The 24,219-nt window shown below is 65.3% G+C and carries 21 protein-coding genes; 16 read left to right on the top strand and 5 right to left on the bottom strand.

The annotated features are described in order from the left end of the window. Window positions 1–59: 59 nt before the first annotated feature. Window positions 60–1,241 (bottom strand): 5-demethoxyubiquinol-8 5-hydroxylase UbiM, encoded by a 1,182-nt coding sequence (ubiM, locus tag AC1RQ9_RS13355; RefSeq protein ID WP_485987372.1) that lies wholly within the window; start codon window positions 1,239–1,241, stop codon window positions 60–62. A gap of 33 nt (window positions 1,242–1,274) precedes the next feature. Next, window positions 1,275–1,862, bottom strand: a complete 588-nt coding sequence (locus tag AC1RQ9_RS13350; protein WP_485987371.1) for a nitroreductase family protein — start codon at window positions 1,860–1,862, stop codon at window positions 1,275–1,277. Window positions 1,863–2,037: 175 nt separating this feature from the next. Between AC1RQ9_RS13350 and hisB the strand changes: the two genes are divergently transcribed. Genes hisB through AC1RQ9_RS13315 form a run of 7 tightly spaced genes read left to right on the top strand, consistent with a single transcriptional unit; the run spans window position 2,038 to window position 6,653 of the window. Then, window positions 2,038–2,634 carry an imidazoleglycerol-phosphate dehydratase HisB gene (gene hisB, locus AC1RQ9_RS13345; RefSeq protein ID WP_193732674.1) on the top strand — a complete coding sequence of 199 codons (597 nt, stop codon included), beginning with the start codon at window positions 2,038–2,040 and terminating at the stop codon, window positions 2,632–2,634. Further along, entirely contained in the window at window positions 2,631–3,011 is a 381-nt protein-coding gene (locus AC1RQ9_RS13340) for a hypothetical protein (protein ID WP_485987370.1), read from the top strand. Before hisB ends, AC1RQ9_RS13340 begins: the two co-directional genes overlap by 4 nt. A gap of 8 nt (window positions 3,012–3,019) precedes the next feature. After that, a complete protein-coding gene (gene hisH, locus AC1RQ9_RS13335) occupies window positions 3,020–3,694 on the top strand; it encodes an imidazole glycerol phosphate synthase subunit HisH (RefSeq protein ID WP_485987369.1) in 675 nt (224 codons plus the stop codon). Beyond that, entirely contained in the window at window positions 3,691–5,043 is a 1,353-nt protein-coding gene (gene hisA, locus AC1RQ9_RS13330) for a 1-(5-phosphoribosyl)-5-[(5-phosphoribosylamino)methylideneamino]imidazole-4-carboxamide isomerase (RefSeq protein WP_485987368.1), read from the top strand. The genes hisH and hisA overlap by 4 nt, the downstream gene beginning before the upstream one ends. Further along, window positions 5,043–5,804: an imidazole glycerol phosphate synthase subunit HisF gene (gene hisF, locus AC1RQ9_RS13325; RefSeq protein WP_485987367.1), complete on the top strand. Its 762-nt coding sequence runs from the start codon at window positions 5,043–5,045 to the stop codon at window positions 5,802–5,804. The genes hisA and hisF overlap by 1 nt, the downstream gene beginning before the upstream one ends. A 32-nt stretch (window positions 5,805–5,836) precedes the next feature. Further along, complete coding sequence (locus tag AC1RQ9_RS13320; RefSeq protein WP_193732680.1) at window positions 5,837–6,250, top strand: phosphoribosyl-ATP diphosphatase; 414 nt, start codon at window positions 5,837–5,839, stop codon at window positions 6,248–6,250. A gap of 25 nt (window positions 6,251–6,275) precedes the next feature. Next, window positions 6,276–6,653, top strand: coding sequence for a histidine triad nucleotide-binding protein (locus tag AC1RQ9_RS13315; RefSeq protein WP_193732681.1), 378 nt, complete (start codon window positions 6,276–6,278; stop codon window positions 6,651–6,653). Between the two features lie 117 nt (window positions 6,654–6,770). Here AC1RQ9_RS13315 and AC1RQ9_RS13310 read toward each other — a convergent pair whose 3' ends face one another. After that, complete coding sequence (locus AC1RQ9_RS13310) at window positions 6,771–8,648, bottom strand: ABC transporter ATP-binding protein (RefSeq protein WP_485987366.1); 1,878 nt, start codon at window positions 8,646–8,648, stop codon at window positions 6,771–6,773. 97 nt (window positions 8,649–8,745) lie between these two features. Here AC1RQ9_RS13310 and nth point away from each other — a divergent pair, with 97 nt between their 5' ends. Further along, window positions 8,746–9,441: an endonuclease III gene (gene nth / locus AC1RQ9_RS13305; protein ID WP_485987365.1), complete on the top strand. Its 696-nt coding sequence runs from the start codon at window positions 8,746–8,748 to the stop codon at window positions 9,439–9,441. Window positions 9,442–9,487: 46 nt separating this feature from the next. Here nth and AC1RQ9_RS13300 read toward each other — a convergent pair whose 3' ends face one another. Together AC1RQ9_RS13300 and AC1RQ9_RS13295 are read right to left on the bottom strand one after the other, a co-directional pair. Further along, window positions 9,488–9,649 carry a hypothetical protein gene (locus AC1RQ9_RS13300; protein WP_485987364.1) on the bottom strand — a complete coding sequence of 54 codons (162 nt, stop codon included), beginning with the start codon at window positions 9,647–9,649 and terminating at the stop codon, window positions 9,488–9,490. A gap of 35 nt (window positions 9,650–9,684) precedes the next feature. After that, a complete protein-coding gene (locus tag AC1RQ9_RS13295) occupies window positions 9,685–11,880 on the bottom strand; it encodes a ComEC/Rec2 family competence protein (RefSeq protein WP_485987363.1) in 2,196 nt (731 codons plus the stop codon). A gap of 115 nt (window positions 11,881–11,995) precedes the next feature. Between AC1RQ9_RS13295 and gltX the strand changes: the two genes are divergently transcribed. The 8 genes from gltX to AC1RQ9_RS13255 are packed head-to-tail and all read left to right on the top strand — an operon-like array spanning window position 11,996 to window position 24,183. After that, window positions 11,996–13,402, top strand: coding sequence for a glutamate--tRNA ligase (gene gltX, locus AC1RQ9_RS13290; RefSeq protein WP_485987362.1), 1,407 nt, complete (start codon window positions 11,996–11,998; stop codon window positions 13,400–13,402). Next, window positions 13,395–14,360: an aspartate carbamoyltransferase catalytic subunit gene (locus tag AC1RQ9_RS13285; protein ID WP_193732686.1), complete on the top strand. Its 966-nt coding sequence runs from the start codon at window positions 13,395–13,397 to the stop codon at window positions 14,358–14,360. Before gltX ends, AC1RQ9_RS13285 begins: the two co-directional genes overlap by 8 nt. Beyond that, on the top strand, window positions 14,357–15,652 hold the full coding sequence (locus AC1RQ9_RS13280; protein WP_485987361.1) for a dihydroorotase: 1,296 nt from the start codon (window positions 14,357–14,359) through the stop codon (window positions 15,650–15,652). The genes AC1RQ9_RS13285 and AC1RQ9_RS13280 overlap by 4 nt, the downstream gene beginning before the upstream one ends. Next, window positions 15,649–16,287: a glycerol-3-phosphate 1-O-acyltransferase PlsY gene (gene plsY / locus AC1RQ9_RS13275; RefSeq protein WP_485987359.1), complete on the top strand. Its 639-nt coding sequence runs from the start codon at window positions 15,649–15,651 to the stop codon at window positions 16,285–16,287. The genes AC1RQ9_RS13280 and plsY overlap by 4 nt, the downstream gene beginning before the upstream one ends. Continuing rightward, window positions 16,284–17,459 (top strand): DNA-processing protein DprA, encoded by a 1,176-nt coding sequence (gene dprA / locus AC1RQ9_RS13270; protein WP_485987358.1) that lies wholly within the window; start codon window positions 16,284–16,286, stop codon window positions 17,457–17,459. Before plsY ends, dprA begins: the two co-directional genes overlap by 4 nt. A 45-nt stretch (window positions 17,460–17,504) precedes the next feature. Then, window positions 17,505–20,231 carry a type I DNA topoisomerase gene (gene topA, locus AC1RQ9_RS13265; protein WP_485987357.1) on the top strand — a complete coding sequence of 909 codons (2,727 nt, stop codon included), beginning with the start codon at window positions 17,505–17,507 and terminating at the stop codon, window positions 20,229–20,231. Between the two features lie 32 nt (window positions 20,232–20,263). Continuing rightward, a complete protein-coding gene (locus AC1RQ9_RS13260; protein WP_485987356.1) occupies window positions 20,264–22,480 on the top strand; it encodes a ribonuclease R family protein in 2,217 nt (738 codons plus the stop codon). Continuing rightward, entirely contained in the window at window positions 22,477–24,183 is a 1,707-nt protein-coding gene (locus tag AC1RQ9_RS13255) for a S41 family peptidase (protein WP_485987373.1), read from the top strand. The genes AC1RQ9_RS13260 and AC1RQ9_RS13255 overlap by 4 nt, the downstream gene beginning before the upstream one ends. Window positions 24,184–24,219 lie beyond the last annotated feature (36 nt).

The raw sequence follows: 24,219 nt of genomic DNA, 5'->3' as shown, positions 1-24,219 counted from the left end.
GTGCATGCGGCCTGAAAAAAAATCACCATGGCTTTTCAGGCCAATAGGCAAAAACCGCACTAGGCCGCGCGATTGCGGTCCATCAGCATGTTCGTGACGACTGATTTGAAAGGGGCAAGGGCATCGGCCACACGCAGTCCGGCCTGACGCAGGACACGGAAAGCAGGCTCATCACGGGTATAAATCGTGGCGATTCCATTGGTGGCGGCGAACAGGGGCGCGGTTGCAAGACGGTGTCGCCGTTCAAAACGCCGCAGGACGGACAGGCTGCCCGGCGATTCACCGCGCGCCAGCCCTGCCCCGATTTCCTGCGCCAGGGCCTCCTGCCCCTTCAGCCCAAGATTGAAGCCATGGGCGGTAATGGGATGCATGCCTACGGCGGCGTCACCAATCAGGGCGAAGCCGGGAGCCGCGAAGCGATGGGCATAAACCCCGCGCAGGGGATAGGCATGCCGCGTGCTGACCAGCCGCATGTTACCCAGCCGCCCCCCGACCCGCTGCATGATTTCGGTATTGAAGGCATCGCGTTCCAGGGTGCGCAGGCGTTCGATCTGTTCCGCCGGCAGGGTCAGGACAATGGAGGACGCGCCGCCATTGACGGGTAGCAGGGCAATTGTCTGCCCTTCATCAAACCACTGGGTCGCCACATGATGATGGGGCAGATCATGCGCCATGCGACAGACCAGCATGGTGCGTTTGAAATCATGCATGACCGCGCCGATACGCTGCAGGCGACGGATCTGGGAAAAACGCCCGTCTGCGCCCACTGCAAGCCGGGATGTGATCTCACCCCCTTCATGCACGACCGTCATCTCATCCCCTATCCGCCGGATATGCCGGATGGATGTGCCACCAAGCAGGCGGATGCCGGGACGCTGGCTTGCGGCAAGGTACAGCCCACGGCGGATGCAATGGTTGGATACAAGATACCCCAGCGCATCAACGCCGCGCCCCTGCGTATCGAATGTAAGGGGGTGGTTGCTGCGTCCGGTTTCCACCCGCGCTTCGCGCAGGGGGGAAATGGCGACCTGCGGAATATGCTCCCATGCATCCAGCTCCTTCAGCACGGAAACCGAATGATGGGTCAGGGCGATCTCACGCCCGTCAAACGCGGGTTCGGCCCAGCGCGACTGGGGCGCGCGTTCCAGCACCGCAACGGACAGGCCACGGGCCTCCAGCGACAGGGCGGCAGCCAGCCCCGCCGGGCCGCCACCCATTATGGTTACATCATGATATGTCATTGCCTGCTTCCTGTCCGTATGCCGTCTTACAGGTTACGCATCCGCGCCAAACTGCACGGGACTGCCTGTCCACTCGGCCACGTATCCGTCAACCGGCCGGCGCTTCGGCGCGACGGCACCCGGCTCTGGCGTGCCGACAAACAGGAAACCCGCCAGCTTATGGGGAGCAGGAAAGCCCAGCTCGGCCGCAAGTTCCGGATCATATGCCACATCACCACTGACCCATACCCCGCCAAACCCCGTGGCATGCAGGGCGTTGAGGATATTCATGGCCGCGGCCCCCACCGCCAGTTCCTGCTCGATCAGGGGGATCTTGTGTTCGGGGCGCAGGTGCATGCCCAGCACGATGACCAGCGGCATGGTGGAAAAACGGGACTGCCGCTTTTCAATCTTGGCCGGGTCAACCGCCGGGTCCAGCCGCTTCATGCTGGCCACTATGCGCTGCGCCACTTTGGGGCGGGCATCGCCGCGCACCAGCACGTAACGCCACGGCCGCAGCTTGCCATGGTCCGGCGCGTGCATGGCGGTGGACAGGATGTTGTGCAGCACATCCCCCGTGGGGGCGGGTTCCATCAGCGCATCGGTGGAAAAGCGCGACAGGAGAAGGTCAAGCGATGTCATATGGTCGTTCCCTGATAAACTGGGCGCCCGCTGACCGTCCGTGGCCTGTTGGCGGGAGTCATGACGCGACACCATGCAGCAAGTCGCCTGTCCTGCCAATATCCACCCCGCCATGCACTGCCACCACCACGGGATCGGTATGGATTCCGGCTTCGGGCTTCTATAGAAGGGGGGCATGAATACCCCGCGCACAGCCACGGTCCACCGCGCCACCAGCGAGACCGACATTACCGTCACCATCAACCTTGATGGCACGGGACAGACCCGTATCGAGACCGGCATCGGTTTCCTGGACCACATGCTGACCGCCCTTGGCCGTCACAGCATGTGCGATCTGGAGATTACCGCCAGGGGCGACCTGCATATCGACTACCACCACACGGTGGAAGATACCGGCATCGCACTGGGCAAGGCCTTTGCCAAGGCCATAGGCGACAAGCGTGGCATCCGCCGTTACGGCAGCGCCACCGTGCCGCTGGATGAGGCGCTGTGCGAAGCGGTGGTGGATATTTCCGGTCGTCCCTTTCTGGCGTGGTCCGTCACCTTCGGACGTGACAAGATCGGGGAAATGGATACCGAACTGTTCGAGGAATTCTTCCGCGCGTTTGCCATGAGCGCGCTGGTCACGCTACACATCATCCAGCGTACGGGGCATAACTGCCACCATATTGCCGAAGCGGCCTTCAAGGCGCTGGCCCGCGCACTGCGTACCGCAAGCGAGCCTGATCCCCGCGCGGGCGGCATCATTCCGTCCACCAAGGGCAGCCTGTGACATTCTACTCCGCCCTGCTGCCACCCGCCTGCACCACGGGGCCGGCCGCATGGCCGGTCATGGTGGCATGCCGCATGTCATGGCTGGTTCTGCTGTGCGGATGGGTCGGGCTGTTACTGCGCGGCTGCTGGGTCAGCGGGCTGGTCGCGGGGGGCGCGGCCATCCTGACCGGACGGCTGCTGCCGCTGCCCATTGCCCTGCCGGTGCTGGGCGGACTGCACCTTGTCCTTGCGCTGAACGCCCCGGAGCTACGGCAGTGGGAACTGCGCCTGCGCGGCTACCGGCCCGTGCGCGGCGTTTACGCCACCGATCCCAAGGCAGCCCTGCTGCGCTGGATGGATCATGACCGGTCCCGTCCCCTTTCCCCCGTATCATGAGGCATCCCATGCCCGCGCCATCTTCTACGCAATCCATCGTGGTGATCGACTATAACGGCGGCAACCTTGCCTCCGCCGCCCGTGCCCTGTCCCGCGCGGCACAGGACAGCGGCATTGATGCCACCGTTACCATCACCGCAGACCCGCAGGCAGTAATGCAGGCCGACAGGATCGTCCTGCCCGGGCAGGGCGCGTTCGCTGACTGCGCGGCGGGCCTGGCGGCACAGCCCGGACTGCATGACGCCATTGTGAATGCGACCGATAACGGCACGCCCTTCCTTGGCATATGTGTCGGCATGCAGCTTATGGCCGAACGCGGGCGCGAACATGGGGTGACACCGGGGTTCGGCTGGATTGCGGGTGAAATCGCCCTTATGGACGCACCCGGCCTGCGTCTGCCGCAGATGGGGTGGAACCAGCTGGAATTCACCCCCAATGCCCACCCGCTGACCGAAGGCCTGCCGGTGGAGGCCCATGGCTATTTCGTCCACTCCTTCGCCCTGCGCGGATATGACCCGGCCGACATGGTGGCGACCACCGATTACGGCGGCGCGGTGCCCGCCATCGTCGCGCGCGGCAACCGGGCGGGCACGCAGTTCCATGTGGAAAAAAGCCAGAAGGTCGGCCTGCGCATCCTGTCCAACTTCCTGCGCTGGATACCTGCGCCGGATCACACGCCATGACACGGCAGGCCCCGACGGCCGGCACCATCCATGCCGAACGCGTGCAGCAGATGCATGAAGACGACCTGCATGCCCTGTGCGACGCGACCAACGCCGCCATTCTGGACGGCGGCGGGTTTGGCTGGCTGGCCCCGCCGCCCCGTGAAACGCTGGAGCGGTATTTCCGTGGTGTCCTGCTGGTGCCCGAACGCCAGATGTTTGTCGCCCGGCTGGATGACATGATCGTGGGTTCGGCCCAGCTTGTGCGCCCGCCACGCAATAACGAAGCGCAGGCGATGAGTGCGACACTCATGCATTTCTATATCGCCCCCTACGCCCGCGGGCTGGGACTGGGCCGCCTGCTTCTGAACGAAGTGGAAAGCTGCGCGCGCAGCATGGGTTACCAGATCATCAACCTTGACGTGCGCGAAACCCAGACCGACGCGGTGCGCCTGTTCCGCAGCAGCGGATTCCACCACTGGGGCACCCATCCCAGCTACGCCCGCACGGATGGCCGCACCGTGCGCGGCCTGTTTTTCACCAAGCGCCTGCAGGATGACGAGCGGATAGTCCCCGCCCACCCGCAGGCGGCTTCAACCCCCATTCCTGCAGCAGGACATGCCCCCGTGACCGGACACAGCCTGACACTCTATCCCGCAATCGACCTCAAGGACGGCACATGCGTGCGCCTGCGCCGGGGGGAAATGGACAACGCCACCGTCTATTCCGATGATCCCGGCGCACAGGCGCGGGCATGGATCGATGCCGGGTGTTCATGGCTGCATGTCGTGGACCTGAACGGTGCCTTTGCCGGGCGTTCGGCCAATACCGAAGCGATCGAATCCATCATCGCCAATGCGTCGGTGCCGGTGCAGCTGGGTGGCGGGCTGCGTGACCTGGACAGCATCGGCAAATGGCTCAATGCCGGGATCAGCCGCGTCATCCTCGGGTCCATCGCAGTCAAAAACCCCGAACTGGTGCGCGAGGCCTGCCGCCTGTTCCCCGGCCGGATCGTGGCGGGCATTGACGCGCGCAGCGGACAGGTCGCGACCGAAGGCTGGGCCGAGACATCGGAAATGAAGGCCGTGGAACTGGGCCAGCGCATGCAGGATGTGGGCGTTGCCGCCGTCATTTTCACCGAAATCAGCCGTGATGGCATGCTGACCGGCATCGATATCGAACAGACCGCCGACATGGCCAATGCCCTGTCCATTCCCGTCATTGCCAGCGGGGGGGTGGGCAACCTTGACCACCTTGTGGCCCTGCGCGCCGCAACCGCGCAGGCGCCGGGTATCGAGGGCGTGATTGTGGGACGCGCGCTGTATGACGGGCGCATCGACCTGGGCGAAGCCCTGCGGGTCCTGGCCTGATGCTGAAGCTGCGCGTCATCCCCTGCCTGGACGTGAAGAACGGCCGGGTGGTCAAGGGCGTCAACTTCGTGTCCCTGCGCGACGCGGGCGACCCGGTGGAACAGGCGGCCGTGTATGACGCGGCGGGGGCGGATGAACTGACCTTCCTCGACATCACCGCCAGCAACGAAAACCGCGACACCATCCTTGATGTCGTCAGCCGCACGGCGGAACGTATCTTCCTGCCGCTGACGGTGGGGGGCGGCGTGCGCACCACGGATGACATGCGCCGCCTGCTGCTGGCGGGGGCAGATAAATGCGCCATGAATTCGGCCGCCGTCTCGCGCCCCGAACTGGTCAGCGAAGCCGCGCAGAAATTCGGCAGCCAGTGCGTGGTCGTCGCCATTGACGCGCGCAGTGACGGCCATGGATCATGGGAAGTCTATACCCATGGCGGCCGCACCCCCACCGGGCGCAACGTGATCGACTGGTGTCGCGAAGTGGCGGAACGGGGCGCAGGTGAAATCCTGCTGACCAGCATGGACCGCGATGGCACGGGCAAGGGATTCGACCTTGACCTGCTGCGCGCGGCCAACCAGGCAGTACGTATTCCCATCGTGGCCTCCGGCGGGGTGGGGGAACTGGCGCATTTTGTCGAAGGTGCGCGTGCGGGGGCCACCGGCCTGCTGGCCGCCAGCGTGTTTCATTTCGGCCAGTTCACCATCCCACAGGTCAAGCAGGCGCTGGCGGCAGCGGGCCTGCCGGTCCGCCTGAGCGACTGATTCCCCTTTCCCTGCCCATTCGGAGCATTGTGATGGCCAAGCCAGAAAAATCCCGCAAGAACGCCCCGGCAAAAGCCGCCGCCGCCAGCCTGAAGCTGGAAGCGGTAGGCCCTGCCACCCCCGAAGTGCTGGACCGCCTGTTTGACGTTGTGGAATCGCGGCGCGGCACGGACCCGTCGGTCAGCCATTCCGCCCGCCTGCTGGCGCGCGGCCGGCGCAAGATCGCGCAGAAATTTGGCGAGGAAGCCGTCGAATGCCTGATCGAGGCCGTAGCGGGCAACCGGGGCGAACTGGTCAGCGAAAGTGCAGACGTGCTGTACCACCTGATCGTGATGTGGGTGGATGCCGGGGTCAAACCGGCGGAAGTCTGGGCGGAACTGGCACGCCGCGAAGGCACCAGCGGCGTCGCGGAAAAGGCGTCGCGCCCACGCGACCCGCTGGCCTGATCCACCCGCAAACAGGAGAATACCCATGGCCGTCAACGGCACCGGACCCTATGACCCGCAGAACGTGTTCGCCCGTATCCTGCGTGGTGAACTGCCGTGTAAAAAAGTCTATGAGGACGAATACGCCCTCGCCTTCCATGACATCGCGCCCAAGGCACCGATCCATGTGCTGGTCATTCCCAAGGGACCGTTCGTCTCCTTTGCCGATTTCAGCAGCAACGGTACGGAGGCCGAAATCACCGGCTTCACCCGCGCGGTGGGCAAGGTCGCACGCGACCTGAAGCTGGAAGCCCCCGGCTACCGGCTGCTGTCCAATGTGGGCGTGGAAGCGGGACAGGAAGTGCCGCATTTCCATGTCCACCTGTTTGGCGGCAAGGCGCTGGGCGCCATGCTGCCGGGCTGAGTGGGGACAAGTTTCCGGGTGTCGCCTTTTTTTAAAAAGGCGACGTTCCCTGAAGCTTTCCGCAAAAAGCTTCACCAAAAACTTCCTTGATGATTACGGGATGTTTTCCGGTTGCACCTATAGGGACTGAAGTTCAAACAGCCCGCGATAGATACCGCCCTCACGCGCCATAAGGGTGTCGTGGGGACCGTCCTCGCACACCTGTCCGTGGCGGAAGACGATAATGCGGTCCAGCCCCATCACGGTGGACAGACGGTGGGCGATGACCAGCACCGTGCGCCCGGCCATCAACCGCTCCATCGCCTGCTGCACCAGCGTTTCGGAGTGCGAATCAAGGCTGGATGTCGCCTCGTCCATGATGACGATGCGGGCATGGCTCAGGAACGCGCGCGCAATGGCTATGCGCTGGCGCTCCCCACCCGACAGCTTGACCCCACGTTCGCCCACCATGGTGACATAACCGCGCGGCAGGCGGGCAATGAAGTCCGCCGCATTGGCCTGCCGGGCCGCATGTTCGATTTCCGCCAGCGTGGCATCAGGCCGGCCATAGGCGATGTTTTCCGCCAGCGAACGATGGAACAGCAATGGCTCCTGCGGCACGATGGCGATCTGCCCGCGCAGGCTGGACTGCGTGACGGCGGCGATATCCGTCCCGTCAATCGTAATCCGTCCCCCCTGTACATCATACAGCCGCTGCAACAGTCGCGTCAGCGTGGTCTTGCCCGAACCCGACGGGCCGACAAGGGCCACCTTGCTGCCCGGCGCGATATCAAGGTTCAGGTCATCAAACAGCAGCCTGCCGTGCTGGCGTTCATAGCCAAAGCCCACATGTTCGAACCGGATATGGCCCTGCGTCACCCGCAATGCCGTGGCGCCGGGGTGGTCGGCCACCGCGGGCTGCGTATGGAACAGGGTGACCAGTTCCTCCATTTCATTGACCGAACGCTGCACGACCGAAATCTGCTGGCCGATATCGCGCAGGTAGCCCTGGATCACGAACATCATCGTCAGCACATAGGCCACATCCCCCGGCCCCGCGCGGCCATGCATCCATAACAGCGCCACCCCCGCGATCAGCACCATGCGCATGAGCAGGGCGGCAAGATTCTGCAGGTTGGCGCTATTGGTCCCGCGCAGCCATGACCGCACCGTGCGCTGCCGCCAGCGGCCCGCAACCCATGCCAGCCGCGCGTCCTCCCGTGCTTCCGCCCCGCACGCCTTCACCACCGCATTGCACGTCACCGCATCGGACAGGGTCGCCCCCATGCGCGTATCCCACGCATTGGCCAGACGTGCGGACGGTGCGACATAACGCAGCGTCAGCATGACCGACAGCGCCACCAGCGCCGCCGACCCCACCGCCAGCACCAGTCCCATCAGCGGCCAGTGAAAGGCCAGCACGGCGGTTGTGGCGCACAGCACGATCCCCTCCGGCACCAGCATGAGCAGCAGCGTATCCCCCAGCGTATCGACCGCCCCCATGCCGCGCGTGATGCGCCGCACGGTTGACCCGGCGAAGTTGGAGGCATGCCATTCGCTGGAAAATCGCTGCACGCGGGCAAACACTTCCGTCACGATGCCGGTCATGACGCGCGATGTGAGATGGGTAATGCCGATATAGGCCGTACGCCGTGCAATGATGCCGCCCAGCCCCAGCACGGTGAGGCCGAGTACGTCCCATATGGCGTGATGGACCGCTGTCCGGGCCGCCGGATGGGACACGTCACTGACCAGCCAGCCCGCTACCAGCGGCATCATCACATCTGCCACGGTCGCTGCCGCAATCCCCACCAGCGTCCATGCCAGAAAGCCGGGATGCGCGCGCCACCTGCGCCAGACAAAGCCCAGCACGGCGGAAAACTCATGTTGTCCCGATGCCGGGCGGGGGAAAAAGGATGCCATTGCCAACACGTCATGATGCAGGGAACCATGCGGCCATGCGTTCAGGGCACATGCACCGCCGGGGCCGGAACGACTAGCCTTCGCAGCAGCCATGCGCAAGGACAATGGCTACTGCCTGTAGGCCAGGTGATTTACACTGCCCCCTGCAACGCCGCACAATGCCCGGCGATCCACCGCCTGCGAGTACCAGATGACAACAGCCAAGTCCCCGAAGAAACCCGCGTGCCGCGCCATGACACTGACGGAAGTGCGTGCCTTCATCACCCGGTTGGCCGCCGCCAACCCGAATGCCGAAAGCGAACTGGATTTCGTGGACGACTATACCCTGCTGGTTGCCGTGGTGCTGTCGGCGCAGGCGACCGATGCCTCGGTCAACAAAGCGACAAAGGCGCTGTTCCGTGACGCGCCTACGCCACGGGCCATGGTGGAACTGGGGGAAGAAAAGGTCGGCGCGCATATCCGCACCATCGGGCTGTGGCGGACCAAGGCGCGCAACGTCGTGGCCCTGTCGCAGCAGTTGCTTGAACGTTTTGACGGCAGGGTGCCCTATGACCGCGCGGCCCTTGAATCCCTGCCCGGCGTGGGCCGCAAGACGGCGAACGTGGTGATGAACGTGGCGTTTGGCGACAGCACCATGGCGGTCGATACCCACATATTCCGCATTGGCAACCGCACGGGTCTGGCGCCAGGGGCGACCCCGCGCGCGGTGGAGGACCAGCTTGTCCGCCGCATTCCCGCCGACATGCTGCGTCCCGCGCATCACTGGCTGATCCTGCACGGACGCTATGTCTGCAAGGCCCGCAAGCCCGAATGCTGGCACTGCCCCGCCTTTGACCCGTGCCAGTACCGCATGAAGGACGACCTGCGTGCGGTAGGCCCCGGATAGGGCGCCGCCGGTTTCCCCGCCGCCCGCACAAGCATGACGGCCTGTTTTAAAATGGCTGTTTGCAAAATAAAAATTCTTGGATGCTGCCTTTTTTCAAAACGGCGGCATTCTTCTGACGCTTTTTGAAAAAAGCTTCACCAAAAATTTCCTTATACAGGACCTGCCTTCCCCCAAGCGGCGGCGATGGCTCACGTGCAGCAGATGTCATGACCGGACAATGATGCGGTCACAACCACCCACGGCCTATTCCGCCCGGGCCATGGGCAAATCAGGCACACCCACCCCACCGGGCCGCATAACCCATGGCCGCGTCCCACGCGCCTGCCGGTCAGACAGCGCCCTGACACCACCCGCACGGTCGGGATACAGGGCGTACGCCCCATTTCGCCACATATCGAAACGCCCGATTACCCCCGCGCCGGGACACCCGCCCTGTGCCCACAGGTTCACCACCATACGGACATCGCGGCATAACCCGCGACCCGGCCCCCGCGCGGAAAGCAGTAGCAGGATATCCCCGTCCCGCTCCCGCACGCGGCACGCGCCAGCCCGACACGATAGCGGCCCCTGCCCCGCACCATCGGGCAACACGCCGGCTTCCAGCCCCGTCACACGCTGCCATTCGCGCAAAATGAACGGATCGGGGTGCGCACCGGGACCGGTCAGCAGCACATGCCCGCTCACAACGCCCGCCATGCGGGCATCCGGTGACACCATCACCACCGGTTGCGCCCCCCACCATGGTGACAGCAGCGCCAGCGCAACCGGCACGGATCCCAGCAACCGCCCCCGTCCACACCACAGGCACAGCCAGCACAACCCGGCAAAGAACAGCGCCAGCCCGCCATTGCCGATGGCAGGCACCCCGATATGCGCCACCGGCAGGCCGGCCACCTGCCGCGCCAGCCACGCCACCAGTCCGATCCCCCACCCCATGGGGACCAGCGCCAGCTTTTCCCACCCCAGCGGCATCAGCAAAAAGGACACCAGCCCCCACGGCATGATCCAGGCAGACATGAGCGGCACCGCCAGCAGGTTGGCCAGCACGAACCACGGCTGCACCGTGCCGAAATGCGCCATGCCGACGGGAATGCAGGCACTGCCCGCCAGCACGCTGGCCAGCAGCGGATGGGCAAGCCGCGCGCCCGTCCTGCGCCACCACGTCACGTCATGTTCCCATGCCGACAGGTGCAGGCGCAGCGCATCGAAACCGGCAATCAGCGCCATGACCGCCGCAGCCGACATCTGCAATGGCAGTTCGGCCACGTTTTCCGCATTCAGGCACAGCAGGATGGTCACGGCCACCGCCAGAGCCCGCATCGACATCACACGCCTGCCCACCATCAGCGCCACGACCGCAAGCCCCGCCATGAACAGGCTGCGCTGCGCCGGCAGGTGCGCACCGGTAATGATGACATATCCCCCACCGGCCAGCAGCGCGCAGACCGCCGCGATCTGCCGGCATGGCCAGAACAGCGCCGCGCGTTCGGACAGCGCCAGCCCCATGCGCACCCCCGCCATGACCAGTCCCATGACAATGGCAAGGTGCAACCCGGCAACAGCCAGCAGGTGGGCCAGCCCCGCATCGGCAAAGGCATCCCGCACGCCGGGTGCAATCGCCCCATCCGCCCCCACCAGCACGGTCGCGGCGATATCGCCACGGCTGCCCGGCAGGACCGTGCGAATCCGCGTGGCCATGGCCTGACGCAGGCTGGCAATACGCGTGGACAGGCCGGACAGGGCATGGCCATGCCGGCATGTCACCCCATCCAGCGCGCGCGCATTGCCCGCACGTCCGTCAAACCATGCGCGGCGCTGGGCGTCATAGCCCCCGGGCAGGGCGGGAAAAGCCGGGGGGGAGAGCATCACACGCGCCAGCAGTGTATCACCGGGCACGGGAACACATGCATCATCTGGCCGCAGCCGCAGCACCAGCACACGACGCAGCGGCGGCATGCCGGTATTGATGCCATCAAGGAAGCGGACATCCGCCAGTCGCACCCGCCATGCCTGCGTGCCATCACGCAGGGCCTGCGCGTCCGCATCCAGCACGCGCCCCGTCAGATGCACCGCCCGGCGGGGCAGGTCTGGAAAGGGCGGCATGTGATGCGCCTGCCCCCATGCCACCAGCGCCCCCGCAGTACACGCCCCCAGCACGCCACAGCCGATGCGCACCGGCAGCCCCGTGCCCCATAGCAGCCGCGCGGCAATACACCCCGCAACCACCATGACGCCCCCCCATGCCCAGATGGCCGATGGTTCCCATGACAGCGTGAAATACAGCGCCATGCCCGCCGCCAGCAGGACAGGCAGCCACAGCACGAAGCGGACATGCTGCCCCCACAGCCATGCACTGACCCCTGCACGTGTACGTGAAAGCCCGGCCCGGATGCAGTCGATATTGTGGCGTGGCAGGATAACCCCCGTAATGATCCGCACCCATGCTTGCGGCCATGCCCATGCGTGGCCGGAATACACACCCTAACGGTCCCGATGGCACACAGGCCAGACTGCCCCCTGTCAGCAGGGCGAAAACATGCTAAAGAACCGGCTCATGACTGTCCGTACGCGTTTCGCTCCCAGCCCCACCGGCCTGCTGCATATCGGCAACGCCCGTGCCGCCCTTTTCAATTTCCTCTATGCCCGCCACCACGGCGGTCAGTTCCTGCTCAGGATCGAGGATACCGACCGAGAACGCTCGACCCAGCAGGCGGTCGATGTGCTGTTCGACGGGCTGGCGTGGATGGATATCCACTCAGACGAAAAGCCGGTGTTCCAGTCCACCCGGCAGGCCCGTCATACCGAAGTGGCCCACGCGCTGCTGGAAAAGGGGCTGGCCTACCGCTGCTACTGCACGGCGGATGAACTGAAGGAAATGCGTGAAAAGGCGATGGCCGAAGGCCGTCCCCCCCGCTACAACGGCATGTGGCGCGACCGCGACCCGTCCGAAGCCCCCGCCAACACCCCCTATACCATCCGCATCAAGGCCCCGCGTGAGGGTGAGACCACCATCCATGACCTGGTGCAGGGCGACGTGCGCGTGGCCAATGCCGAACTTGATGACATGATCATCCTGCGCGCTGACGGCACCCCCGTCTACCAGCTTGCGGTGGTGGTGGATGACCATGACATGGACATCACCCACGTCATCCGCGGCGATGACCACCTGACCAACACCTTCCGCCAGGCCATGATCTATCGCGCCATGGGCTGGGACCTGCCGCATTTCGCGCATCTGCCGCTGATCCACGGGCCGGACGGGGCCAAGCTGTCCAAGCGGCACGGGGCGCAGTCGGTCGTGGAATTCCGGGAAATGGGCTACCTGCCCGAAGCCCTGAACAACTACCTGCTGCGCCTTGGCTGGGGCCACGGCGATGCCGAGATCCTGTCGCGGGAAGAACAGATCAAGCTGTTCGACCTTGATGGCGTGGGCCGTTCACCCTCGCGCATGGATTACGCCAAGCTGCTGTACATCAACGGCGTATGGCTGCGTCAGGCCGATGACACGCGCCTGACCAATGACGTGATGGAGCGTCTGGGCAAGATGGAGGGGGTCGATACCTCCGACGCCACGCGGGCGAAGGTGCTGGCGCTTATGCCGGGGCTGAAGGAACGGGCGAAGACGCTGGTGGAACTGGCGGACAACGCTGCCTTCCTTGGCCGTTCGCTACCGCTTGATTTCACCCCCAAGGCCGAAAAGCAGCTGACGCCTGAAAACCGCGTCATGCTGGGCAGGCTGGCCGAAGCCCTGAAGGCGACCGGGCCGTTTGACAGGGAAGCCATCGACGCAACCCTGCGCCAGTTTGCCGAAACGCATGAAATGAAGCTGGGCAAGGTGGCGCAACCCCTGCGCGCCGCCGTGACCGGCAGCACCATGTCACCCGGCATTGATGATACGCTGGCCGCCCTTGGCCGGGACGAGGTACTGGCGCGCATCAACGCGGTTGCCGCCCATGAGTGAGCGCGGCAGCCATGGCAGCAATGTCTTCCTGACCCACCCGGGCCGCCACCTGCTGGGCGTGCAGGGCATGCATCCCGTTCGGATCACGCCCATCCTTGATCTGGCGGAACATTACGCCCTGCTCAACCGGTCGCGCAAAACCCCGCGCGACCTGCTGCGCGGGCGCACGCTGATCAACCTGTTTTTCGAGGACAGCACCCGCACCCGCACCTCGTTCGAACTGGCGGGCAAGCGGCTGGGCGCGGATGTGGTGAACATGACGGTCGCCAGTTCCTCGGTCAACAAGGGGGAGACGCTGCTGGATACGGCCGCGACCCTGAACGCCATGCATACCGACCTGCTGGTCGTGCGTCATTCGCAGTCCGGCGCCCCCGCCCTGCTGGCGCAGAAGGTGCAGGCCAGCGTGGTCAATGCCGGTGACGGCACGCATGAACACCCGACACAGGCGCTGCTGGATGCGCTGACCATTCGCCGCCATTTCGGCGTGTTCGAAGGGCTGACCGTCGCCATCTGTGGCGATGTCAGCCATAGCCGTGTCGCACGGTCCAACATCCACCTGCTGACCGCCATGGGTTGCCAGGTGCGCGTTGTAGGACCGCCGACCCTGGTGCCCGGTGCAATCGGGGCGCTGGGGGTCAGCATCCACCACACGATGGAAGACGGACTGCGCGGGGTGGACGTGGTGATGATGCTGCGCGTGCAGCGCGAGCGCATGAAGGGCACGCAGGTGCCCAGCGCGCGTGAATATTTCCGTTTCTACGGGCTGGATAACAAGCGTCTGGCGCTGGCGAAGCCGCATGCGCTGGTCATGCATCCCGGCCCGATGAACCGGGGCGTGGAAATTGACAGCCGTGTTGCCGATTCCGACCAGAGCGTGATCCGCGAACAGGTGGAAATGGGGGTTGCCGTGCGCATGGCGGTTCTGGACATCCTCTCACGTGGGGGAGATGGCGCATGAAGCCGTTCCTGTTTGAAAACGTCCGCCTGATCGATCCCGCAAGCGCCCTTGACCGTCCCGGCCGCCTGCTGGTGCATGGCGGCGTGATTGCCGGCACCGACCTGCCGCAGGCCGAAGGCGCGCCGGAAGGGGCCGAGGTTGTTGATGGCGGTGGCCAGCTTGTGCTGTGCCCCGGTCTGGTGGACATGCGGGTGACGATTGGCGAACCCGGCTATGAATACCGTGAAACGGTGCTGTCCGCCGCAAAGGCCGCGGTGGCCGGTGGCATCACCACCATCGCCGTGCTGCCCAATACCAGCCCGACCATAGACAACCCCGCCCTTGCCCGCCTGCTGCGCGCGCGCGGCGTGGAAACGGGCATGATCGACATCCTGCCCTATGGCGCGCTGACGCGGGAATGCGCGGGCACGGAAATGGCGGAAATCGGCCTGCTGGCCGAAGCAGGCGCCATTGCCTTTACCGACGGTCCCCGCGCCATTGCCGACAGCCGGACCATGCGGCAGATGCTGACCTATGCCCGGGGATTCGACGCGCTGATCGTCCAGCACCCCGAAGACCCGTCACTGGCGCGCGGGGGTTGTGCGACCGATGGCGAACTGGCGACCCGCCTTGGCCTGCCAGGCATTCCTGCGGCGGCGGAGGCGATCCTGATCGCACGTGACCTCCGCCTTGCACGCATGACGGGCGGGCGGCTGCATTTTGGCCATGTCTCCACCGCCGAGGGGCTGGACCTGATCCGCGCGGCCAAGGCCGATGGCATCAGGGTGACATGCGATACCGCGCCACCGTATTTCGACCTGAATGAAACCGTGATCGGGGACTTCCGCACCTATGCCAAGCTGTCGCCGCCGCTACGTGCGGAAGCGGACCGGCAGGCGGTGTGCGCGGCGCTGGCCGATGGCACGATCGATGCCATCGCGTCCGACCACATGCCATGCGACGCGGATGACAAGCGCCAGCCCTTTGCCGTGGCCGCCGCCGGGGGAACGGGACTGTGCACGCTGCTGGCCGTAACCCTGGCGCAGGTACATGCAGGCAATATCGGCATGATGGACGCCCTGGGCCTGCTGACCCATCGGCCTGCTAGCGTGCTGCGCAGCGGGGCCGGGACACTGGCTGCGGGCCAGCCTGCCGACCTGTGCCTGTTCAACCCCGATACGGGCTGGATCGTGCGGGCAGGCGAACTGCCGGGCAAGGCCCAGAATACCCCCTTTGACGGCCGCGCGCTGGAAGGCCGCGTGCTGGGCACATGGAAGAACGGGCAACGCGTCTTCGGGGCCACCGCCGCATGATATACGGCATCCCCACCTATGACATGCCGCTTATGGCGGCAGTCGCATTCCTGTCCTACCTGATCGGCAGCATTCCCTTCGGGCTGGTGCTGACGGCGCTGTCGGGCAATGGGGACATCCGCAAGATCGGGTCGGGCAATATCGGGGCCACCAATGTGCTGCGCACCGGGCGCAAGGGGCTGGCGGCGGGCACGCTGGCGCTGGATGGCACGAAGGGGGCATTCGCGGTTTTCTGCGCCTTCGTGCTGTGTCCGTTCCATACGCTGGCCGCCGAATCCCTTGCCGCCATCTTTGCCGTGGCGGGACACTGCTTTCCCGTGTGGCTGAAATTCCGTGGTGGCAAGGGGGTCGCGACCGGTCTGGGCTGCATACTGGCGCTCATGCCCGGCGTGGGCTTATGCTGCTGCGCGCTGTGGCTGATCTTCGCCAGGGTCACGCGCATTTCATCAGCGGGCGCGATCATTGCCTTTGCGGCGCTGCCGCTGCTCATGATCCGGCCGGGACGGATCGACTTTTCTTCCCCCGCCTATGTCGCGGGCTGCCTGATCGCGGTGATGATCCTGATCCGCCATCATGCCAATATCACCCGCTTGCTGAAGGGCACGGAGCCAAGGATCGGCCAGAAAAACGCATGAGCGTGCCCGATGCCGAAACGGTGCTGGCCTGCCTGCGGCTGGCGCGGACGGACGGCATCGGCCCGGTCAGCTACCGCCGTCTGGTCCGCACGCATGGCAGCGTACATGCCGCACTCGACATGCTGGAACGCGGGGCTACCCGCATAAGCCGCAGCGTCGGCCCGGTCTGCCCGCGTGATGAAGCATTGCGCGAAATCGACCGCCTGCAGGCCATGGGCGCGCACCTGCTGGTGCAGGGGCAACCCGGCTATCCGCCCCTGCTGGCCGGCCTGCATGACGCGCCGCCGGTCTTGAGCGTGCTGGGTGACCCGGCGCTGCTGGCGAATCGCATGGTTGGTATCGTGGGGGGGCGTAATGCGTCATCGGGCGGGATCCGCATGGCAGAAAGCCTGGCCGCATTGCTGGCCGCCCACGGCGTGGACACCGTATCGGGGCTGGCGCGCGGGATCGATGCCGCCGCCCATCGCGGCGCCATGACGGCGGGCCGCACGGTGGCGGCCATTGCGGGGGGACTGGACTGCCCCTATCCGCCTGAACATGCCGCCCTGCAGGACCAGATCGCGCGCACTGGCGCGGTTGTAACCGAAGCGCCATTGGGCACGGTACCACAGGCACGGCATTTCCCGCGTCGCAACCGGCTGATTGCGGGTCTGGGGCTGGGTTGCGTCGTGATCGAGGCGGCACTGCGTTCAGGCAGCCTGATTACCGCCCGCATGGCGCTGGAATATGACCGCACCATATTTGCCGTGCCAGGATCGCCGCTGGATCCGCGCTGCCATGGCAGCAACGACCTGTTGCGCCAGGGCGCGGTGCTGACGGAAAACGAACGCGATATCCTGCGTGAACTCCCTGAATTCGTGGAAGAAACCACACTCTTCCCCCTGCAGGCGCCACCATCCGTTGCTGCGGCGCGTGATGTCGCCCCGCGTCATGAATCCCGGCCACGGGCCATGCCCGCGCCACCGCCTGCCACCCCCCCGGCGGGGGCGGGTGACCTTCATGAAATGATAGAGGGTTTTCTATCTTTCACGCCATCACCTGTTGACGATCTTGTACGGCGCTGCCAGTTCTCGACAGCAGCAGTCCTGACCGTCCTGTCGGAAATGGAGATTGCGGGCACGATCGAATTCCTTGCGGGGGATATGGTCGTGCGGCGTCCACCCCCCGCCTGACAGCCGGGATTATACAAGGTTTTAGAATCGTGATCCGGAGACAGAATGACTGACGTCGTGGTGGTCGAATCGCCAGCCAAGGCGAAAACGATCAATAAGTATCTGGGTGATAACTACACGGTTCTTGCCTCGTTCGGGCACGTGCGCGACCTGCCGCCCAAGGATGGCAGCGTCAGGCCCGACGAAGGCTTTGCCATGGTGTGGGAAACCGACGAGCGCGGCAGCCGCCAGATCGCGGCCATCGCCAAGGCGCTGCGTGGGGCCAAGCACCTCTACCTCGCCACTGACCCTGACCGTGAGGGGGAAGCCATTTCGTGGCACGTACGTGCGATCCTGGAGGAGAAGAACCTCCTCAAGGGGATCGACGTGCAGCGCGTCACCTTCAATGAAATCACCAAAAGCGCCATCAAGACCGCGATGGCGCACCCGCGCGGGCTCGATTTTCCGCTGATCGAGGCATACCTTGCCCGGCGCGCGCTGGACTACCTTGTGGGGTTCACGCTGTCGCCGGTGCTGTGGCGCAAGCTGCCCGGATCACGCAGCGCGGGCCGGGTGCAGTCGGTCGCCCTGCGCCTGATCTGTGAGCGCGAGGCGGAGATCGAGGTCTTCAAGCCGCGCGAATACTGGTCGGTCATCGCCCGCATGACCACGCCGGGCGGGGCTGCGTTTTCCGCGCGCCTGACCCATCTGGACGGGCACAAGCTGGACCAGTTCGACCTGAACAACGAAGCCCGCGCCATGGACGCCAGGGCGGCAGTGGAAGCAGGCGACTTCAGCGTTGATAAGGTTGAACGCCGCAAGGTCCGCCGCAACCCGCCGCCGCCCTTCACCACATCGACCATGCAGCAGGAAGCATCGCGCAAGCTGGGCATGGGCGCGCAGGTGGCCATGCGTACGGCCCAGCAGCTGTACGAAGGCATTGATATCGGTGGTGAGACGGTCGGCCTGATCACCTACATGCGAACCGACGGCGTGCAGATGGCGGGCGAGGCCATCAGCGCCATCCGCAGCCATATCGGCCACAGCTTTGGCGAGCAGTACGTGCCCGAAAAGGCCCGTATGTATTCCACCAAGGCCAAGAACGCGCAGGAAGCGCATGAAGCCATCCGCCCGACCGACGTGCGCCGCACGCCCGCGGACATGGCCCGCTACCTCTCACCCGAACAGAAGAAGCTGTATGACCTGGTGTGGAAGCGCTCGGTCGCCAGCCAGATGCAGTCGGCCGAACTCGATCAGGTGGCGGTCGATATCGTGGACCGCCAGCAGCGCGTGACCCTGCGCGCCACCGGGTCCATGATCGCATTCGACGGTTTCCTGCGCCTGTACAGCGAAGGTCGCGACGATTCTCCCGCAAAGGCGGATGATGATCAGGACCGCATGCTGCCCGCCATGAAGGAACGCGACGCCATCGGGCGGGGCGAGGTCGCGGCGGAACAGCACTTTACCCAGCCGCCGCCACGTTATTCGGAAGCATCGCTGGTGAAGAAGATGGAGGAAATCGGCATTGGCCGCCCCTCCACCTACGCTTCCATCCTGACCGTGCTGCGCGACCGCAACTATGTGCAGCTGGAAAACCGGCGATTCGTGCCCGAGGATCGCGGGCGGCTGGTTACGGCCTTCCTCACATCCTTCTTTGAACGCTATGTCGATACGCAGTTCACGGCGGGGCTGGAGGAACAGCTTGATGACATTTCCGGCGGGCGCGCCAACTGGCGCGATGTCATGTCCGCGTTCTGGTCCGATTTCTCCCACGCGGTGGACCAGACCAAGGACCTGAAGATATCCGACGTCATCACGGCGCTGGATGCGGACCTCGCCCCCTATTTCTTCCCGCAGCGCGAGGACGGTCAGGACCCACGCGTGTGCACCGCCTGCGGTACGGGGCGTCTGGGGCTGAAGCTGGGGCGTTATGGCGCGTTTATTGGCTGTTCCAACTATCCCACATGCCAGTACACCCGCAAACTGGTGGTTGACCCGTCAAAGGAAGGCGAGGACGCGGCATCACTGAAGGACGGCATGCGCGTGCTGGGCAATGCCCCCACGGGGGAGGAAGTGACCGTACGCCGTGGTCCGTGGGGGCTGTATGTGCAGCAGGGCGAACCCGACCCCGAGGACAAGAAGGCCAAGCCGAAGCGCGCCACCATCCCGCGCGGGCTGGATGGCGACAAGATTACGCTGGAACAGGCCGTGGGCCTGCTGTCCCTGCCGCGCATCGTGGGCATCCACCCCGAACTGGGTGAGCCGATCGAGGCCGGTCTGGGCCGCTTCGGGCCGTATGTGAAAATGGGTGCGGTGTATGGGTCGCTGGACAAGGATGATGATGTCCTGACCGTGGGCCTGAACCGCGCGGTGGACGCGCTGGCGAAGAAACTGGCCTCCATCCGCACCATTGGTCCCCACCCCAAGGATGGCGAGCCGGTCATGGTACGCAAGGGCCGCTTTGGTCCCTATGTGCAGCATGGTTCGATCGTGGCGACCGTGCCGCGTGGTCAGGACATGAATGATGTCACGATGGACGAAGCGCTGACGCTGCTGACCGAAAAGGGCAAGCCGCTGAAGGCCAAGGGCAAGAAGGCGACCACCACCCGCAAGCCCGCCGCCCGCAAGACAAAGGCCAAGGCGGCGGAAGGCGAGGACGGCAAGGAAGCCGCGCCAAAGAAAAAGGCAGCACCCAAAAAGACGGCAGCCAAGCCGGCCACCAAGACGACCACGCGCAAGACCACGACCCGCAAGAAGGCCACCCCGGCCAAGACCGAAAGCGAGAGCGACTGATCATGAAACGGCAGCGTCCAGCAACTTCCGAGATGCCGGACCCCCTGCCCACGGGCACGCCACAGGTCCGTGCGGGCGGACTGCCGGATCGTGAACAGCTTCGCGCGTTTATCGAAAACGCAACAGGGCGGATCGGCAAGCGCGAGATCAGCCGGGAATTCGGGCTGGGCCCCGAACACAAACAGGCCCTGCGCCAGATGCTGCGCGACATGGCGCTGGATGGCACGCTGGCGCCCGCGGGCGCGCGGCGCTTCCGCGTTTCGGACCGGCTGCCTGAATCCATAGTCGTGCAGGTGACCGGCACGGATTCGGATGGCGACCCCATCGCGCGGCCCGTGCAGTGGGATGGGGAAGGCAGCGCGCCGGTCGTCTTCATGCATCCCGAACTACGTGGCCGGGCCGCCCTGGCACCGGGTGAACGCGTGGTCGCCCGCCTGCGCCGTATCGGACCGGGCAAGTATGAAGGCCGCACGCTGCGCCGCCTGACCGATGCGCCGATGCAGGTCGTGGGCCTGTTCCGCACCCTGGATACGACCGATCCCATGGCGTCCGCACCTGCCCGCTATCGCCCGGCGGGCATCCTGACCCCGGCCGACCGGCGTGCGAAGGCGCAATGGGTCATTCCCATGGGTGAGGACGCGGATACGCCTGATAACGAAATCGTCATCGCCACCCCCCTGCCCCAGTCCGGACCGGGGCTGCATCCCGCGCGGATCATCGAACGCCTTGGCCCGCAGGGGGACGCCCGGACCATAAGCATGATCGCGGTGGCCATGCTGGGAATTCCGCATGTCTTCCCCGCCGAGGCACTGGCGCAGGCCAAGGCCGCCCGCGGCGTGGCGGCCCAGGGCCGCACCGACCTGCGTGACATGCCGCTGGTCACCATAGACGGCGCGGATGCACGGGATTTTGATGACGCGGTCTATGCCGAACCTGATGGCGAGGGTTTCCGCATTACCGTCGCCATAGCGGATGTCGCATGGTACGTGCGCCCGAACAGCGCACTGGACCGGGAAGCACGGCTGCGGGGCAATTCGGTCTACTTTCCCGACCGGGTCATTCCCATGCTGCCCGAGGACCTGTCCAACGGATGGTGTTCGCTGCGACCAGGAGAAGACCGGGGCTGCATTTTCGTCACCATGGATGTGGCCGCCAGCGGCGCCATCAGCAACGCCCGATTCGGGCGCGGCATCATGCGCAGCGCCGCCCGCCTGACCTATGAACAGGTGCAGGCCGCGCGTGACGGTGTGCCCGATGCCATCATCGCTGCCCTGCCCGAAGGGTTGCTGGACAGCCTGTTCGGGGCATGGCGGTGCCTGTCCGCGGCACGGGCGCAACGTGGCACGCTGGACCTTGAACTGCCCGAACGGCTGGTGCGTCTGGATGACCATGGACAGATCGCAGCCATCCAGCCGCGCATCCGCCTCGACAGCCACCGTCTGGTTGAGGAATTCATGATCGCGGCCAATGTCGCCGCCGCCCGCTGTCTGGAGGGACGGCATCTGCCCTGCCTGTACCGGATCCACGCGCCCCCCACGCCCGAACGGCTGGAAAGCCTGCGCCGCACGCTGGACACGATGGGGCTGAAACTGCCGCCGGTGGGCAGCCTGCGCGCCGCTGACCTTGACCACGTACTGCGGCAGGTGCGCGATACGGATCAGGCCGGACTGGTGAACGAACTGATCCTGCGCGCGCAGAACCAGGCGGAATACAGCCCCGAACCGGTCGGGCATTTTGGCCTGTCCCTTGCGGCCTATGCCCATTTCACCAGTCCGATCCGCCGTTATGCCGACCTGCTGACCCACCGCGCCCTGCTGGTGGCCATCGGGCTGGAACCCGGCCCCGCCCCCAGCCATGACGAGCTGGAGGAAGCCGGGCTTGCCATAACCCGCACCGAACGCCGCGCGGCACAGGCCGAACGCGAAACGCTGGAACGCTACGCCGCCACATGGTTGTACGCCCGCGTGGGCACGGTCATGGACGCGCATATATCCAGCCTGTCGCGATTCGGCATTTTCACCGTACTGGATGCAACCGGCACCTCCGCACTGCTGCCCATGTCTGCCCTGCCGGAAGATCAGTGGCATCATGACGAAAAAACGCAGACATTGAGCGGACGCGATACGACCACGGTATTCCGCCCCGGTCAGGCCCTGCGCGTACGGATAGAAGAAGCATGCGCCATCCGGGGGACAGTCCTGCTGGCACTGCCCGACACCCCGCCCATCCACCGCAGGCGGCGGACATGAAACGCTGCCGGTTTCCGGTCATCATCCTGCGCCCGCAGTCCAGGGGGCGGGAGAGCATGGGCACGTGGCGCCGCCGCATCTTCACGCTGGGGCATATCCCGCGCGATACCATCGTCCTGCTGCTGGTCATTGTCCGGCTGACCACGGCCGCCTGTGCCGATGACATGCCCACGACCCCGCGCACCCCCACGCCCCAGCCACCCATGCATGAAGACAGCGTGGATACGATCGACGGCGCCAGCATGGACCTTGGGGTCATCTCCTCGGTCATCCAGGCGAGTCTGTCCTTCCTGCAGCCCCGCACGCTGGACAGCCATGAAATTCGTGATTTCGCACTGTGGGGCCTGAACGGGCTGAGCGCGCTGGACCCGTCGCTGAGCATCGAGGAACAGCACGGTTTCCTGCAACTGGCCGCAACGCAGAAAACCGTCCTCGCCCTGCCCGTCCCCACGGCGGACGACGTACCGGGATGGAGTGCTGCCATCACCCGCATACTGGATGTGGCATGGCACAATTCCCCCGCCATGCGCAGCACGGGGCAGGATGGCGTGCTGCAGGGATTTTTTGATGAACTGTTCAACCACCTTGACCCGTATTCACGCTACGTCCCGCCCGGGGCGGCCGTATCGGACCGCAGCACCCGCACCGGGGGTGAGGGTACGGCGGGCCTGACGCTGGGGCTGGACCATCACACCATCATCATCACCGCCGTCAACGCGAATGGACCCGCATGGCCCACTACCCTTGCGGCGGGGCAGATCGTGCGCGCGATCAATGGACGACCAACCGAGTCCCGCAGCCTTGATACCGTGACCTCATGGCTCAACGGTCCCAATGGCAGCCTTGTGCGCATCATGGTGGAGTCGAAGGGACGGCGGAGCACGGTCACGCTGCACCGGGCGTCCACCCCGCCCGAAACCGTATTTGCCTATACCAGCGGCAAGCATGTCGTCCTGCATATCACCGCCTTTTCCGCCAACACGGCGGAGGAGATGAGCCAGTATCTGGACGAAGCCATGAACGTGCCCGGCATTTCAGGCCTGATCATCGACCTGCGCGGCAACCGGGGCGGCGTGCTGCAGCAGGCGGTCACGACATCTGCCCTGATGCTGGACCATGGTGTAGCGGCCATAACACAAGGGCGTGACCCGCAGGCCAACCACGTCTGGGCGGTGCAGGGGGGCGACATGACCAATGGCCTGCCCATCATCATCCTGGTCGATGGCCGGACCGCCAGCGCCGCCGAGATACTGGCCGCGGCCCTGGCTGACCAGAAGCGCGGCGTGGTCATAGGCAGCGCCACGCTGGGCAAGGGGCTGGTGCAGACCATTGGCCAGATGCCCAACGGGGCGGAACTGTTCGTGACATGGAGTCGCGTACTCGCACCGCTGGGCTGGCCGCTGCAGGGGCTGGGCGTCATGCCTCAGGTCTGCACCAGTCTTGGGGAAAGCGAACTGGAACGTCAGTTGCAGGATCTGGCCGAAGGCGCGGCCGACAGCCGGGAATGGATCGCGGCCGCCCGCCAGATCCGCTATCCCGTGGACCTGGCGCGCATCCTGACCATCCGCAAGGCCTGCCCCGCCGCGATCGGCACCGACGGTGACCTTGACGCCGCCCATTCCCTGCTGGACAACCCGGTCGAATACCATGCCGCCCTGGCCACCATACCCGAAGAAGGGGCGACACCCGCTGGTGGCGGCTAAGCCACAGCCATGCGGGAAACCGTGCTATTCCTGCAT

Source organism: Komagataeibacter ossonobensis (genome assembly GCF_057359305.1).
Note: the sequence above shows the minus strand (reverse complement) of the source record. Positions and strands in the feature narration are given on the sequence as shown.

Excerpts from the sequence above, each read along its gene's own strand:
- AC1RQ9_RS13280 (WP_485987361.1), top strand. The coding sequence starts at position 14,357 with ATGAAGCCGTTCCTGTTTGAAAACGTCCGCCTGATCGATCCCGCAAGC.
- AC1RQ9_RS13260 (WP_485987356.1), top strand. The coding sequence starts at position 20,264 with ATGCCGGACCCCCTGCCCACGGGCACGCCACAGGTCCGTGCGGGCGGA.
- nth (WP_485987365.1), top strand. The coding sequence starts at position 8,746 with ATGACAACAGCCAAGTCCCCGAAGAAACCCGCGTGCCGCGCCATGACA.
- AC1RQ9_RS13255 (WP_485987373.1), top strand. The coding sequence starts at position 22,477 with ATGAAACGCTGCCGGTTTCCGGTCATCATCCTGCGCCCGCAGTCCAGG.
- hisH (WP_485987369.1), top strand. The coding sequence starts at position 3,020 with ATGCCCGCGCCATCTTCTACGCAATCCATCGTGGTGATCGACTATAAC.
- dprA (WP_485987358.1), top strand. The coding sequence starts at position 16,284 with ATGAGCGTGCCCGATGCCGAAACGGTGCTGGCCTGCCTGCGGCTGGCG.
- AC1RQ9_RS13310 (WP_485987366.1), bottom strand. The coding sequence starts at position 8,648 with ATGGCTGCTGCGAAGGCTAGTCGTTCCGGCCCCGGCGGTGCATGTGCC.
- ubiM (WP_485987372.1), bottom strand. The coding sequence starts at position 1,241 with ATGACATATCATGATGTAACCATAATGGGTGGCGGCCCGGCGGGGCTG.
- AC1RQ9_RS13350 (WP_485987371.1), bottom strand. The coding sequence starts at position 1,862 with ATGACATCGCTTGACCTTCTCCTGTCGCGCTTTTCCACCGATGCGCTG.
- hisB (WP_193732674.1), top strand. The coding sequence starts at position 2,038 with ATGAATACCCCGCGCACAGCCACGGTCCACCGCGCCACCAGCGAGACC.
- AC1RQ9_RS13320 (WP_193732680.1), top strand. The coding sequence starts at position 5,837 with ATGGCCAAGCCAGAAAAATCCCGCAAGAACGCCCCGGCAAAAGCCGCC.
- plsY (WP_485987359.1), top strand. The coding sequence starts at position 15,649 with ATGATATACGGCATCCCCACCTATGACATGCCGCTTATGGCGGCAGTC.
- hisA (WP_485987368.1), top strand. The coding sequence starts at position 3,691 with ATGACACGGCAGGCCCCGACGGCCGGCACCATCCATGCCGAACGCGTG.
- topA (WP_485987357.1), top strand. The coding sequence starts at position 17,505 with ATGACTGACGTCGTGGTGGTCGAATCGCCAGCCAAGGCGAAAACGATC.
- AC1RQ9_RS13285 (WP_193732686.1), top strand. The coding sequence starts at position 13,395 with ATGAGTGAGCGCGGCAGCCATGGCAGCAATGTCTTCCTGACCCACCCG.
- AC1RQ9_RS13315 (WP_193732681.1), top strand. The coding sequence starts at position 6,276 with ATGGCCGTCAACGGCACCGGACCCTATGACCCGCAGAACGTGTTCGCC.
- gltX (WP_485987362.1), top strand. The coding sequence starts at position 11,996 with ATGACTGTCCGTACGCGTTTCGCTCCCAGCCCCACCGGCCTGCTGCAT.
- AC1RQ9_RS13300 (WP_485987364.1), bottom strand. The coding sequence starts at position 9,649 with ATGACATCTGCTGCACGTGAGCCATCGCCGCCGCTTGGGGGAAGGCAG.
- hisF (WP_485987367.1), top strand. The coding sequence starts at position 5,043 with ATGCTGAAGCTGCGCGTCATCCCCTGCCTGGACGTGAAGAACGGCCGG.